Origin of the sequence: Enterobacter sp. ODB01 (assembly GCF_001623605.1) — a bacterium.
GTDB classification, from domain to species: domain Bacteria; phylum Pseudomonadota; class Gammaproteobacteria; order Enterobacterales; family Enterobacteriaceae; genus Enterobacter; species Enterobacter kobei.
In genome coordinates this window covers 2,433,047-2,446,525 of sequence record NZ_CP015227.1, presented here as the reverse complement: position 1 = coordinate 2,446,525, position 13,479 = coordinate 2,433,047, and the positions used below count along the sequence as shown (strand labels likewise).

Genomic DNA, 13,479 nt, shown 5'->3' with positions numbered 1-13,479 from the left:
CATTTAGTTACACATATTTTCTTTTTGTAACTCAATCTTGAGAATTGTAGCACTTTCAGGCTAGCGAAACGCTTCGGTGAATGGAAAGATGCCTGTCAGATACATAAAGACACCTAACTCTCATCAATAGTTCCGGAAATATTTATTGACAGAATTTATTGACGGCAGTGGCGAGTGTCATAAAAAAACCAATGAGGGTAATAAATAATGATGAAGCGCAATATTCTGGCAGTGGTAATCCCTGCCCTGCTGGTAGCCGGTGCAGCTAACGCTGCAGAAATCTATAACAAGAACGGCAACAAACTGGACTTCTACGGGAAAGTTAACGCCGAGCACGATTTCGTGACCTCTGGTGATAACACTAACAACAACGACGCAACTTACGCGCAGATCGGTTTCAAAGGCGAAACTCAGATCAACGACCAGCTGACCGGTTACGGCCAGTGGGAATACCGCTTCATGGCCAATGATGCGGAAAACACTGCACAGAAAAACAAAAACCGTCTGGCCTTTGCCGGTCTGAAAGCGGGCGACGCTGGCAGCATCGACTACGGTCGTAACTACGGTATCGTTTACGACGTTGAGTCATACACCGATATGGCACCGTCCTTCTCAGGTATGACCTGGGGCGGTAACTACGTTGATAACTTTATGACCAGCCGTAGCACCGGCCTGCTGACCTACCGTAACAGCGATTTCTTCGGTCTGGTTGACGGTCTGAGCCTGGGCGTACAGTACCAGGGTAAAAACGACCGTGCTGACGTTAAAACCTCTAACGGTGACGGCGTAGGTTACTCCCTGGGTTACGACTTCGGCGAAGGCTTCGGTGCAATCGCATCTTACAGCAACGCTAACCGTACTCTGAACCAGAAAGCTGATGGTCAGGGTGACAAAGCTGAAGCATGGGGTGTTGGTCTGAAATATGACGCTAACAACCTGTACCTGGCAACCACCTATGCAGAAACCCGTAACACCACCCGTACCGGTTCTAGCGGTGATGCTGGTTTTGCTAACAAAACGCAGAACTTCGAAGTGGTTGCTCAGTACCAGTTCGACTTCGGCCTGCGTCCAGCCATCTCCTACGTGCAGACCAAAGGTAAAGACCTGGCTGCCGTCGGCGGCTTCAGCGGTGGCGATGCAGACCTGGCTAAATTCATCCAGGTGGGTACCACTTACTACTTCAACAAAAACTTCAACGTGTGGGCTGACTACTACATCAACCTGCTGGACAAAGACACCGACTACGCGAAAGCGGTTGGCGGTCTGAACGGCAACGACGATATGGCTGCTGTGGGTGTAACCTACCAGTTCTAATCAGAACACCACTTTGTTATATGCTTAATGAACAGGGCTTCGGCCCTGTTTTTTTATGCCTGACAGAAAATAATGGCGACTTTTGAAAAGCCGCACGCTTTTCGTCGCAAACGGTTGGCATTTTGTAAATCTACCGTTAACCTGATAGCGGATTTCACTTCTGTAATCACAATGGAACTTCGTCATGTTTGAGAACATTACCGCCGCTCCTGCCGACCCAATTCTGGGCCTGGCCGATCTGTTTCGTGCCGACGACCGCCCTGGCAAAATCAACCTGGGTATTGGTGTATATAAAGATGAAACCGGCAAAACTCCGGTACTGACCAGCGTTAAGAAAGCTGAGCAGTATCTGCTGGAAAATGAAACCACCAAAAACTACCTCGGTATTGATGGTATTCCTGAATTTGGTCGCTGCACGCAGGAGCTGCTGTTCGGTAAAGGTAGCGCAATTGTGAGTGACAAACGTGCGCGTACAGCACAGACACCAGGCGGTACCGGCGCACTGCGTGTGGCGGCGGATTTCCTTGCGAAAAACACCTCTGTTAAGCGTGTCTGGGTGAGCAACCCAAGCTGGCCGAACCACAAGAGCGTCTTTAACTCTGCAGGTCTGGAAGTGCGCGAATACGCTTACTACGACGCGGCAAACCATGCTCTCGACTTTGATGGCCTGCTGGCAAGCCTGAACGAAGCGCAGGCGGGTGATGTGGTGCTGTTCCACGGCTGCTGCCATAACCCAACCGGTATCGACCCGACGCTTGAGCAGTGGGAACAGCTGGCTAAACTCTCCGTAGAGAAAGGCTGGCTGCCGCTGTTTGACTTCGCCTATCAGGGCTTCGCCCGTGGACTGGAAGAAGATGCAGAAGGCCTGCGCGCTTTTGCAGCCGTACACCAGGAATTAATCGTTGCCAGCTCCTACTCCAAGAACTTCGGTCTGTACAATGAGCGCGTAGGTGCCTGTACGCTGGTTGCAGCTAACGACGAAACCGTCGATCGTGCCTTCAGCCAGATGAAATCGGTTATCCGCGCGAACTACTCTAACCCACCGGCACACGGCGCGTCCGTTGTTGCGACCATTCTCAGCAACGATGCGCTGCGCGCGATCTGGGAACAAGAGCTGAACGATATGCGCCAGCGTATCCAGCGTATGCGTCTGCTGTTTGTTAATACTCTGGCCGAGAAAGGCGCAGACCGTGACTTCAGCTTCATCATCAAACAGAACGGCATGTTCTCTTTCAGCGGCCTGACCAAAGAGCAGGTTCTGCGTCTGCGTGAAGAGTTTGGCGTATACGCCGTGGCTTCCGGTCGCGTGAACGTGGCAGGGATGACGCCTGACAACATGGCGCCTCTGTGCGAAGCGATTGTCGCCGTACTGTAATTTACGCCCATAAAAAAGCCTGCGTTCAGCAGGCTTTTTTATTTATCCAGGTTTACCAGACAGGCATCTCATCCTGAAGGAACGGATTATGGAGCCGTTCATAGCCCAGCGTCGACATCGGACCGTGTCCAGGAATAAACGTCACGTCATCACCCAGCGGCAATAACTTCTGTTTGATCGACTGAATCAGCTGCCCGTGATCGCCGCGCGGAAAATCGCTGCGTCCTACGCCGCCTTTGAAAATCACGTCGCCCGAAATCAGCAGACGAGACTGGTCATCAAAGAAGACGATATGGCCTGGCGTATGCCCAGGACAATGCAACACCTGTAAAGTCACATTCCCTACGTTAACGCGCTCTCCTTCGTTCAGCCAGCGATCGGGCGTCAGAGGCTGACACTCATCAAGGCCAAACATGCGGCTTTGGGCAGGTAACCCCTGCAGCCAGAACTCATCTTCTTTTTCCGGACCGATGATCGGCACACTAAAATGCTGTGCCAGCTCTGCCGCTGCGCCAACATGATCGAGATGACCATGCGTCAGTAAAATCTGCATCAGCGTCACACCGCTGTCGGCGACTTCCTGCTTGATTTTCTCGGCGTCGCCGCCGGGATCAACAAGCGCGGCCAGTTTGGTTTGCTCGCACCAGATCAATGAACAGTTCTGGGAGAACGCGGTAACCGGAATAATACGATAGTTCATACTGCTCCTGTGTTTCGTTATTACCAGTGCCGGACCGGACCGGTATCAATATGCACAAAGTTGCTGCTGGGGTAATATCCTACACCACCTGCGCGCATAGATAACGCAGCTTTGCGAATATTGGCTAACGAAACGCCTTCAATATGGAAATCCATTGCCTGTCCCTTCGTGTGATAGCTTTTTTTCGCTACCCCACGGCTATGGGCGCGTAGTTCATTATTGGTATCCAGTGAGCGATAACCAGAAATGAGCTGCACGGGCTTCCTGGTGCCCAGCAGGCCCTGAAGGCGGAACAACTGATCAAACAATCCTGGGTCGATGGCTTTTACTTTATTCGCGCGGAAATCACGGAAAAAATGGTTGAGTCTTGCTAATTCATCCTGAATATAGCCTCTGCCATCGAAAAACTCCGCTTTTAGCGACTCACCGGTATGAAGATTGTTGAGCGTTAAAACTCGCGGACGAGGTGTCGAGAGGGTGGCAAATGCTGGCGTCGGCAAGATGGCCGCTGCGCCAAGCGCAACACCACCTAACGCCAGCAGTTTGCGGCGATTAGCGTCAAATTTGTCCATGATAATCAGGTCTACAGGTCAATGAAATCGTAAGTATGCTTAGCGCACGAAGGGCACCTTAACTGGCAAAACGGGGTACGTCAAGGCGCCCAACCCCAGTGAATACGCGGCTTACAGCGATATCGCCCCCTATTCACCATAACTTACGACAATCATTTTTCCCGAACTACTTCATTTACCTGATTAATTGTTCCGCTTTTGGCAAAATTTGTGCGCCGGATCGCGCAGTGAGATCATAATTGTAAATATCTGTACGATACTGAGTGCGCCCGTCTTCACCCACAAACGCCGTCAGATAGTAAAGATTGACCGGAATGTTGTGTCGAATATTCACGTAGCGCGTATCCCCCTGTTTCAGGGCGTCAGAAATACGCGTATCGTTCCAGCCCGCATCCTGCAACAGCATATTGGCCAGCTCCGAGGCTTTGTTTACGCGCACGCAGCCTGAACTGAGGGCCCGGGTATCTTTCTGGAACAAGTTGTGGTTCGGCGTATCGTGCAGATAGATAGCATCTGAACTCGGCATATTGAATTTGTAACGCCCCAGGGAGTTATGCGCCCCGGGAGCCTGCTGGAAGCGGAACGGCAGGTTGGAAGCCGTAATCGTCGACCAGTCGACCATGTAAGGATCAATCGCCTCTTTACTGTTCCAGCCGCGCATCACCGTATAGCCATGACGTTCCAGATAACCCGGATCGTTCCAGACCTTTGGCAGAATGTCTTTACGTGCCAGCGTCGGCGGCACGTTCCACGGTGGGTTAACCACCACGTTATTTAACGCGCTGCTCATCATCGGTGTTTTACGATCCGGACGCCCGACAATGACGCGCGAGGCCAGTTTTTCGCTGCCATCCTGATAATAGACCAGGGAATAGGCCGGAATATTCACCATAATGCCTGTGGACAAGGTGCCCGGCAGCAGGCGCAAACGCTGAATATTCAGTGCCAGCACCCCTGCCCGCTGCGCAGGAGAGACGTTAAGCCAGTCGCGCGTTGACGGACCTATTACCCCGTCGGCACCCAGCCCCTGCGCAGCCTGGAATTGCTTAACCGCAGCAACCAGTTCGCGATCGTATGCCGCAGGTTTATCGCTCAGGAGAGCGGCCTTCTTCTCTTTCACCGGCGCTGACGGGCTCACAACCGCGCTTTGCGGATCGTCGCCCGGCAGGGCAATCTTCGGCCCGCCCTCAAGAATACCGGAGCGTTTCAGGATTTCGCGCAGAGCAGGAACATCGCTGCTCCACTGGCCTGGACGCAGCGTCGCGGTACCCCGCATTTGCGGCCAGGGACGCGAGTCGCCCACCAGCGCGAGGAGCGACTCATGCAGGGTGGCATACTGCGGGTGCGCCGGGGCGAGACTGGCAATAAAGCGCGGCAGATCGCCATTATCCAGCGCCAGCTGCCACTGGTTGATCACCGACAGCGCTGGCGTCGCCAGCTTGTAGGGCTTATCGCTATATAACCAGCGGTTGCCGTTGACCGGAATACCCGCCACAAACTGCAGATAGCCCATCATGGCATCGGAAAGCACCACGTCCCGCGCCTGGCCAGTGACGGCTGGATCGGTTAACAGCTCAACCCACTTCGTAAACTGCGGCTGAAAACCCGCAATCGCCACTTCTGCCAGCTGCTGCTGGAACGCGCGCACGGCATCACGGTCTTCCCACATGGGTTTCATGTCCCGGGCAGCATAAAGCAGCGTGAGCTGATTGATATAGGCGGGCGTGTAGCCTGACGGCAACCCTGAGAGGAGCTGCTGGCTAAGCGATTCGATATCGATGCCTTCCGGCAACGGCTTAATGCCGGCCATGACGGCGGTCGCCGGAGACTGTTCCAGCGGCTGAGACAATGACGTCGGCTGCGCGCCTGTCGCTGCGGAGCTGTCCGTCGGCACAATTTCAGGCTCGTCGGCCTGGGCGGTTAACAGTGGAGCAAACATCACTGCCAGGCATAAACTCAGCGCAGACAGCTGACGACCACATTCTTTCTTTAGCAACATCCCTTGCCCCCTGTTTTCACGACATGCCCATCACGGTGGGGCTTTCTTTTATTATAGGTAGACGGCAAACCTGTTGCCTTACCTTATGTAAAGAAGTTTAAAGATAACGCAGCCCTAAGCACAAGTTAAGTGAATAAAAAAAGCGGCGCTTTTGCGCCGCTCTTTGTAACAAAACGCCTCAGGAAGCGTCTGCCGTGGTTTCCGGCAATGACTCCGGAGGCTGCGGCGCAAAACCACGCAACCCGACAACATGAACGTGTTCGCTGTTCTGGAACACTTTACGCACCAGTTTATAGGTGGTCCCTTTTTCAGGGCTGATGTTTTCCGGTGCCGCAATGATGAGCTGCATATCAAGACGCTCGCAAAGCTCAAACAGCGTGGCAATAGAGCGGGCATCAAGACGCGCCGCTTCATCCAGGAACAGCAGGCGGCATGGAGAGATGTCTTTACCGCGCAGACGGCGCGCTTCATCTTCCCAGCTCTGTACAACCATCACCAGAATGGACATCCCGGTACCGATCGCTTCACCGGTAGAGAGCGCCCCGGATTCCGCACGCAGCCAGCCGTCTGAACCACGGTTAACCTCAACTTCCATTTCCAGGTAGTTACGGTAATCCAGCAGTTCTTCACCGATGGTTTGCGGCGTGCGCTGACCCATATCAATCTGCGGGTTCAGACGCTGGTACAGCTTCGCCAGCGCTTCAGAGAAGGTCAGACGGTTGCTGTTGAACAGATCCTGATGCTGCTCGTGCTGCTCAGAGAGCACGTCCAGCAGCGTCGCGTGGGCTTCACGCACGTTGACGTTGAGACGCACGCTGTTCACCTGACCAAACGACACGCTCTGCAGACCCTGGTTCAACTGGCGGATACGGTTCTGCTCACGCTGAATGGTTTTGCGAATAATATTCGCCACGCTGCGGGAGCTGATAGCCAGCTTCTGCTCGCGGGAAGTCAGCTCTTCCGTCAGGCGCCCCAGCTCAATTTCCATCTGTTCGATGGCTTCGACCGGATCGTCGGTACGGATAATATCCTGACGAATACGCTCGCGCAGATGCTGATAAACCGCCACGAAGAACTGAATTTTACGCTCCGGACGTTTCGGATCTTCTGACATGCGCAGCACATCGCGCAGGTGCTCATTATCCGCCACCGCCAGGCGCAGCGCACCCAACGCCTTATCCGACATTGAACGCAGCTCATCGGCTGAGAGGTACGCCAGTTCGCGACGGTGCAGGCGACGTTCCACGTTGTTGTCTTTCACCATCCGCATGACCGCACACCAGCCCGCTTTCGCCGTCACCACCTGCTCGCGCATCTCGTGATAGTCGCGTTCCAGCTTGCGCAGGCGACGGGTCAGGTTATCCATTTCGGCTTCGCAGAAGGTCAGCGCTTTTTCCAGCTGATTACGACGCGCACGGTTGTTGCTGAGCTGGCTATGCAGTTCATCACGACGAAGACGGGCGCGCTCTTCCGCCCCGCTGTCGGCACGCACGCCAATGTCCTGCAACTCTTTCTGCAGGTCGTTTAACAGCTCTTTCTTGGTGTCGAAGGAGCTTTTCAGCGAGGCCAGCACCTGGTTGTACTGATTAAGCTGAGCGGAGTGGCTGCGCATCGCTTCGCGTGCTCGGGTACGTTCCGCTTCTGCCTGCTCAAGACGTTGACGCAGCTTTTCATTCAGGTCGCTGTTACCGCTCAGCATTTCAGCCGAATCGGAATAGCCGAAGTGCGCGCGACGCTGCACGACTTCCGTCAGGGCAAACGCCTGCTGACGCGCTTCGCGCTGCACCTGCTGCGACCAGGCATAATCTTCTTTTAACTGCTCGAACTGTTCCGGGTCGCTCTGCAGGACAGACACCACGGGCTCCAGCTTCGCCAGCTGATTGCCGTGCTGCTGCACGAAACGCGCGGCTTCCTGGGCTTCATCCAGACGTTCCTGGATCTCATCCACGCGATCGGCCAGCGTGTCATCTGCCAGCAGGTTGAGGCGCGGCAGGATGCGGTTAAGGGCCGCGACGCCCTCTTTCGCCTGTTCAAACTGGACGCGACTCTGCTGGTTGTCACTTTCATGACTGGCAATGGCGCGTTCCAGCTCGCCGCGGCGGGTATTGAGTTTGCGGATTTCCGCTTCCGGGTCGGCTTCAAACGCCACGCCCAGATGGCTACCGATAAAACGGCTGAACGCCTGATGCAGACGCTGGGTTTTCTGTACATCAAACGACAGGGTCGCAAAACGTTCCGACAGTGTTTCACGCTCGGCATGGAGGCTCTCAATACGGCTTTCACGCGCGGCACGGCCAAACAGCGGCAGTTCCGGGAAGCGGGAGTAACGCCACTGGCGGTCAGCGATTTTCACCACCACCGCTTTTTCCAGCTCGTCAACGCTAAACACGCTGTCATCGAACGACTGCGGATCCCCTTCGATCAGATAGAGATCTTCCGGGCAATCTTCCAGCCCGGCGAGCTGGTCAGAAATCAGCGACAGATCCGGCACCACAATCGCGTTACGGGATGGGCCGTACAATGCGGAGAAGTATGGCGCATCGTCCAGGCCGACATCGTCGTAAATCTCAGACAGCAGTACGCCACCAAAACGCTCGGCTAAGGCATTGAGGCGCGGATCTTCTGACCCGCCCGGCTGGCTTAAGCGCTCAATTTCTTCATCGACGTCACGCTTACGTGCGCCGACTTCATCACGCTCAACAATGGCTTCGCGCTCACGCTCCAGCAGCTGTTGCAGGTATTCGGTCACCTGCTGGCTGGATTCGAACTGTTCGCCGCACTGTTCGCTGAGCTGGTTAAGGCTGCTTTGCGCCGCCAGCCAGACCGGCGCGCGCTCCAGGAGCCTTTTAGAACGGGACTGAAGCTGTTCCAGCTCCTGGCGCAGGGTCATGCGCTGCTCACTGGCGCTGGAGACCGTATCGGAAAGCGCAGCGATACGCGCTTCCAGCTCCTGATGCAGCGCCTCAAGCTCGTCGAAATCGTAATGTTTACCCTGACGCTTACAGAACTCAGCCAGCAAACGCTCGGCTTCCTGCTGCTCACGCAGGCGCTGTTCCAGTTCGTTCAGGCGCATACGCAGCGGCTGCACCTGCTCGGCCAGATGGCGCTGGTTGACGCCGTCGCGCAGCAGTTCACGGGCAACGTTCCAGGCTTCGTTACGCGCCAGCGGGCCATTAATGGCGACCACCAGCTGATACGCTTGTTCAAACTGGCTGTGCGCCGTTTGCGCGACGCTCATTTTCTGTTCAAGAGAGAGCAGTTTCTCGGTGGCTTCCTGCTCTTTAGCCTGGAAGGTATCCAGCCACTCGTCGGCGCTTTCCGGCGTCAGGTCAGGCAGATGGCACAGCTCTTTCGCGCGCTGTAACGCCTGCAGTGCCTGGGTGTACTGAATCGCACGCGTCTGCTGCACGTCCAATGCCTGCTGGTAATCAGCAAGCTGGCTTTTCAGCTCATCCACTTCCAGCTCGGCGGCTTCGGCGCGGGCTTCGTTCTCTTCCTGCATCTCGGCGGCTTCGGCCACCACTTCATTTTGCTCTTCGAGACGAATTTGCAGCTCATCGAGATCCGCTTCGTAGCGCTCGATTTTCTCCTGCTGGCGCAGCGCGGTCTGCACCAGGTTCAGGTGATCGCTGGCGGCCTGGTAGTCGGCTTCCAGATCACCTTCAGCACCGTTGTGCTCGCCCAGCTCGCGCGCCATTTCGACGTGCTTATACTGCTCTGCCACCAGCTGTTTACGGGAGGTAAACAGTTCGCGGCGGTATTCTAATGCCTGATCGAGATGGACGCGGCGCTCATTGGCGTGACGCATGTAGTCCGCCGCCACGTAGTTGGTGGCTTCGCTGATCAGGTGTTTAAACAGGTCACGGTCTGACTGGGTCACGCGAATCGCTTCCAGCGTCATGCGGTTTTCACGCAGCGCCGCTTCCATATCCTGGAACGCCTTACGCACGCCGCTGTTCTCCGGCAACAGGTAGTCGCGCAGGGAGCGGGTAATGGCGCTGGAGATACCGCCGTACAGGGACGCTTCGATCAGACGGTAGTATTTGCTACGGTCTGAAGCGGTACGCAGACGACGCGCCACCACGCCCAGATCGAACATCAGGGAGTGGTAATCGGTGATGGAGTTGAACTGCTTGAACTGCACGCCCTCAATGGCTTCGAGCTTGTCTTTCAGTTCCTGTAACGTCAGCACGCGCGCCTGGCGTTCATTCAGGGTTTCCGTCAGCAGCGCGGTCGGCTGCACGGAGGTTGGCAGCCCCTGGATAGCAAACGGTTTGATATCCACTTTACGGTCGCGACCGGCAACCTGCTGCAAACGAACCCCCACCACCACGCGCTGGTGACGAGAGTTAATGACGTCCAGAACGGAATAACAGACGCCCGCTTTCAGCTTACCGTGCAGACCTTTATCGCGGGAGCCGCTTGTCGCGCCTGCTTCAGTGGTGTTACGGAAGTGAAGCAACATCAGGTCGGGGATCAGCGCCGTCACAAACGCCGCCATGGTGGTGGATTTCCCCGCCCCGTTACCGCCGGAGAGCGTCGTGACCAGCTCGTCCAGATCGAAGGTTCGGGCAAAGAAGCCGTTCCAGTTAATCAGCGTTAGTGAGCGAAATTTACCGCGTTCAATCATTACTCTTCCTCCCCGCTATCCGGCAGATTCTCTTCATGCTCGTCATTGAGCTGCAAATGGTTTTCCACCGGCATCGCTTCACCGTCACGGATCATGCGAAGCTGCGCTTCACGCGCGTCATCCCCCGCACGCACATCGGCGCCGAAGCGGAAGACTGATTCCGTAATGCGGAATTTGCTGCTGTCGTGGCCCATAAACCAGACCATCCCCAGACGACGCAAACGGTTCAGGGAAGAGCGCACCTTTTCCTGTAATTTCTGACGGTCAAGATCCGATCCGGTCGAACGGTTGTTCACCAGCTTGAGCAGCTTGCTCTCATCCGCCAGCGTCAGTAGCTCATCGTAGAGTTCCTGCTGGGTGAAGATGCCTTCATTCGCCAGACGTTCCGGGCTGAGATAGAGATAGCAAAGAATTTTGCCGACCATCATATCCAGCTCGGAGAGCACGGAGCGCGGGATCAGCGTCGTGGAGCGCGGGCGCAGGTAGAAAAAACCTTCCGGCGCGCGAATCAGCTCCACGTTGTAGCGGGCGTAAAACTCTTCCAGGAACTCCTGGAAGTCCATCAAAAAGGCGTGATTATCCAGCTCGTCTAAGCCAATGTGACGACCGGCACGCAGCTGGCTGTCCAGCGCCGGAAATAACGGATTCGCCAGCGCCTGTGCCAGCTTAACCGGCATCACTTGTTCAATATTTGTCAATGACATGCGCCTGTACCTTGGCTCCGTAATCGTTAATTGGCTGCCACTTCGGCGGCAGTCCGGTGAAATCTGCTTGCGCGATACCCAGGCGCACCGCCTGGTCTACCACAATGCGGGCAACGTCGAAGTGGCGCGCTCGCGGATATTGCGCCAGATAGTCGCGCACCACGAGTCCAAGATCCAGCGGAGCTTGTCTGGTTTTGTAGACAGCGAGCTGTTCTTCGATCATCGCCGCAAGTTGCTCACGAATTTCGTTGAATTCTTCGAACTCCAGATCCGGCGGCAGTTCACCGGTCACCTCTTCATCGCGCAGGGCCATCTCTTCGTCGCGCATATCCAGCAGACGATCGGCATTGGCGTAAGTCAGCGCCCATGGCGCATCGAAGTAGGTCTGAACCGACTGGCGCAGACGCTGAGCAAAGACGCGGTTTTTATCCATATCAATCGCGGTGCGGATAAACTTATGCACGTGTCGGTCGTAGCCGATCCACAGGTCGATCGACTGCTGTCCCCAGCTAATGATGCGGTCGAGCTTGCTCTGCAGATCGAACACCAGACGGTCGATAAAATGCAGATCGTCATGCGCCAGCGTCGCGTCCTGGATGCGCAGCAGGTTAGCCTGCAGCTTATCCCCTGCCGCCTCCAGCGTATCCTGCAATTCTCGCAGCGTACCGGAGGTTTCTGACAGTAAAAGTTCGCAGCTGGAGATGGCCGCACGCCAGTCTTTATTCAGCAGCTGCGCGATGTCGTCTTTGACCTGCTGCTGCTGTTCGTCCATCAAACGCTGGGTAAGATCGATGCTGTCGAAAATCTCGGCCACCGAATATTTCAGCGGCGCGTAAACGTTGCGGTGCCAGTGGAATTCATCACCGTTTTCATCTGCAGCATCGGCGGCACGCTTAAGCTCACCCGCCACGATCGAGAGCTGCATGGAAAGACGCAGCGTGGAAAATTCGCGCTGGCGAATGTAGTAATCGGTGATGCCAATACCCAACGGCGTCAGGCGATAGATGGCGTTTCCTTCCGCCTGCTCGCTGGTAAAGCGGTTCAGCAGACGTTGACGCACCATATCGTTGATTGCGTTGTTGGCACGCACGCTAATGGTTTCGCTGGTTTGCTCAAACGCATCACTGACATGGCGGAACGCATCCACCAGTTCACCCTCGCTCATTTCGCCATCCAGCCGTTCACCGTTCAGCGTGGCAACCGCCAGCAGGAAAGAGAGTCTGTCTACCGGCAGCGAGATGGAGAAATCGTTTTTCCTGGCCCAGGCAACCAGTTCGGGGACTGTCTGGGAAAATTCACTCATAGGTTATCCTTGCATCTGCGGCTTGTGCGCGGTGACGTGAATATAGCGGCCAAGGCTGACAAATGGCTCCTGACGGCAATACCGCGTTTCTAATTCTGTTAAGGTGTCAAAACAGTCACGCTGTTTGTGTTTTTCACGCAGATAATCATGAAACACCCTGACGCCCGTTTTCCCGACAATCTGCCAGCCAATCTCTTCCAGCCAGCCGTAAACCTGCTGCGGATCGCGCGGATAGTCCGGGGAAAGCGTGCGCTTTTTCTTTTTAGGCATCCCGACCTGCACATAGTCAAAGTTACCTGCAACCATGTTGTGCATCAGGAAGCCGTTAGCATTGTAGAACATCAGCGACAGCGTGCCGCCCGGGCGCAACATCGACCACAGGGTTTGTAACACGCTTTGCGGATCGGCCACCCACTCCAGCACCGCATGAAACAATATCAGATCAACCTGGGTTTCCAAATGCTGTGCGATGTCCTGAGCGGCGCATTGTATAAAATGCATGTTGTCGCTCACACCTTTCTCATCTGCAGCACGCGTCGCGCGGGCGACCATTTCAGCCGAAAGATCGCAAAGCGTGACGTGATGACCGCGCTCGGCCATTTTTATCGCCGTCTGTCCTTCGCCGCCACCTGCGTCCAGCACGCGCAACGTCTGGTCGCCAAAAGTGGCCAGAATGGTGTCCAGATCCTGCCAGAGGATCGTCTGACGGAGCTGCCCCTTTGTGGTGCCATAAATGTTGCGCGAAAACTTTTCCGCGATGTCATCAAAATTGCGATCCCGCATTGGGAGAGTTCCACTCGCTAACTGCAAAACCGCTATTTTGTCACACCCGCGCGGAGAATGAACCTCTCTGGTGTAATATCACCGGTAATCACCTGCTAT

Annotated in this window: 9 protein-coding genes; 2 read left to right on the top strand and 7 right to left on the bottom strand. The window is 55.4% G+C overall.

All coding sequences use genetic code 11. The features are described 5' to 3' along the window. Positions 1-207: 207 nt before the first annotated feature. A complete protein-coding gene (locus A4308_RS11595) occupies positions 208-1,314 on the top strand; it encodes a porin (protein ID WP_014883233.1) in 1,107 nt (368 codons plus the stop codon). Positions 1,315-1,498: 184 nt separating this feature from the next. Continuing rightward, complete coding sequence (gene aspC, locus A4308_RS11590; protein ID WP_014883232.1) at positions 1,499-2,689, top strand: aspartate transaminase; 1,191 nt, start codon at positions 1,499-1,501, stop codon at positions 2,687-2,689. 52 nt (positions 2,690-2,741) lie between these two features. Here aspC and A4308_RS11585 read toward each other — a convergent pair whose 3' ends face one another. The 7 genes from A4308_RS11585 to cmoM all read right to left on the bottom strand — a co-directional run bounded on the left by A4308_RS11585 (position 2,742) and on the right by cmoM (position 13,380). Further along, complete coding sequence (locus tag A4308_RS11585; RefSeq protein ID WP_045134657.1) at positions 2,742-3,389, bottom strand: MBL fold metallo-hydrolase; 648 nt, start codon at positions 3,387-3,389, stop codon at positions 2,742-2,744. A gap of 20 nt (positions 3,390-3,409) precedes the next feature. Further along, entirely contained in the window at positions 3,410-3,961 is a 552-nt protein-coding gene (locus A4308_RS11580) for a YcbK family protein (RefSeq protein WP_014883230.1), read from the bottom strand. Between the two features lie 175 nt (positions 3,962-4,136). Continuing rightward, positions 4,137-5,960 (bottom strand): L,D-transpeptidase, encoded by a 1,824-nt coding sequence (gene ldtD / locus A4308_RS11575; RefSeq protein ID WP_014883229.1) that lies wholly within the window; start codon positions 5,958-5,960, stop codon positions 4,137-4,139. Positions 5,961-6,138: 178 nt separating this feature from the next. Next, on the bottom strand, positions 6,139-10,590 hold the full coding sequence (gene mukB, locus A4308_RS11570; protein ID WP_063308520.1) for a chromosome partition protein MukB: 4,452 nt from the start codon (positions 10,588-10,590) through the stop codon (positions 6,139-6,141). Then, positions 10,590-11,294, bottom strand: a complete 705-nt coding sequence (gene mukE / locus A4308_RS11565) for a chromosome partition protein MukE (RefSeq protein WP_045282263.1) — start codon at positions 11,292-11,294, stop codon at positions 10,590-10,592. The genes mukB and mukE overlap by 1 nt, the downstream gene beginning before the upstream one ends. After that, a complete protein-coding gene (gene mukF / locus A4308_RS11560; protein WP_014883227.1) occupies positions 11,275-12,597 on the bottom strand; it encodes a chromosome partition protein MukF in 1,323 nt (440 codons plus the stop codon). Before mukF ends, mukE begins: the two co-directional genes overlap by 20 nt. Positions 12,598-12,600: 3 nt before the next feature. Further along, positions 12,601-13,380, bottom strand: a complete 780-nt coding sequence (cmoM, locus tag A4308_RS11555; protein ID WP_014883226.1) for a tRNA uridine 5-oxyacetic acid(34) methyltransferase CmoM — start codon at positions 13,378-13,380, stop codon at positions 12,601-12,603. Positions 13,381-13,479 lie beyond the last annotated feature (99 nt).

Bases quoted from the DNA above. Each gene is read 5' to 3' on its own strand.
- A4308_RS11585 (WP_045134657.1), bottom strand. From the start codon at position 3,389: ATGAACTATCGTATTATTCCGGTTACCGCGTTCTCCCAGAACTGTTCA.
- mukF (WP_014883227.1), bottom strand. From the start codon at position 12,597: ATGAGTGAATTTTCCCAGACAGTCCCCGAACTGGTTGCCTGGGCCAGG.
- mukB (WP_063308520.1), bottom strand. From the start codon at position 10,590: ATGATTGAACGCGGTAAATTTCGCTCACTAACGCTGATTAACTGGAAC.
- mukE (WP_045282263.1), bottom strand. From the start codon at position 11,294: ATGTCATTGACAAATATTGAACAAGTGATGCCGGTTAAGCTGGCACAG.
- A4308_RS11595 (WP_014883233.1), top strand. From the start codon at position 208: ATGATGAAGCGCAATATTCTGGCAGTGGTAATCCCTGCCCTGCTGGTA.
- aspC (WP_014883232.1), top strand. From the start codon at position 1,499: ATGTTTGAGAACATTACCGCCGCTCCTGCCGACCCAATTCTGGGCCTG.
- A4308_RS11580 (WP_014883230.1), bottom strand. From the start codon at position 3,961: ATGGACAAATTTGACGCTAATCGCCGCAAACTGCTGGCGTTAGGTGGT.
- cmoM (WP_014883226.1), bottom strand. From the start codon at position 13,380: ATGCGGGATCGCAATTTTGATGACATCGCGGAAAAGTTTTCGCGCAAC.
- ldtD (WP_014883229.1), bottom strand. From the start codon at position 5,960: ATGTTGCTAAAGAAAGAATGTGGTCGTCAGCTGTCTGCGCTGAGTTTA.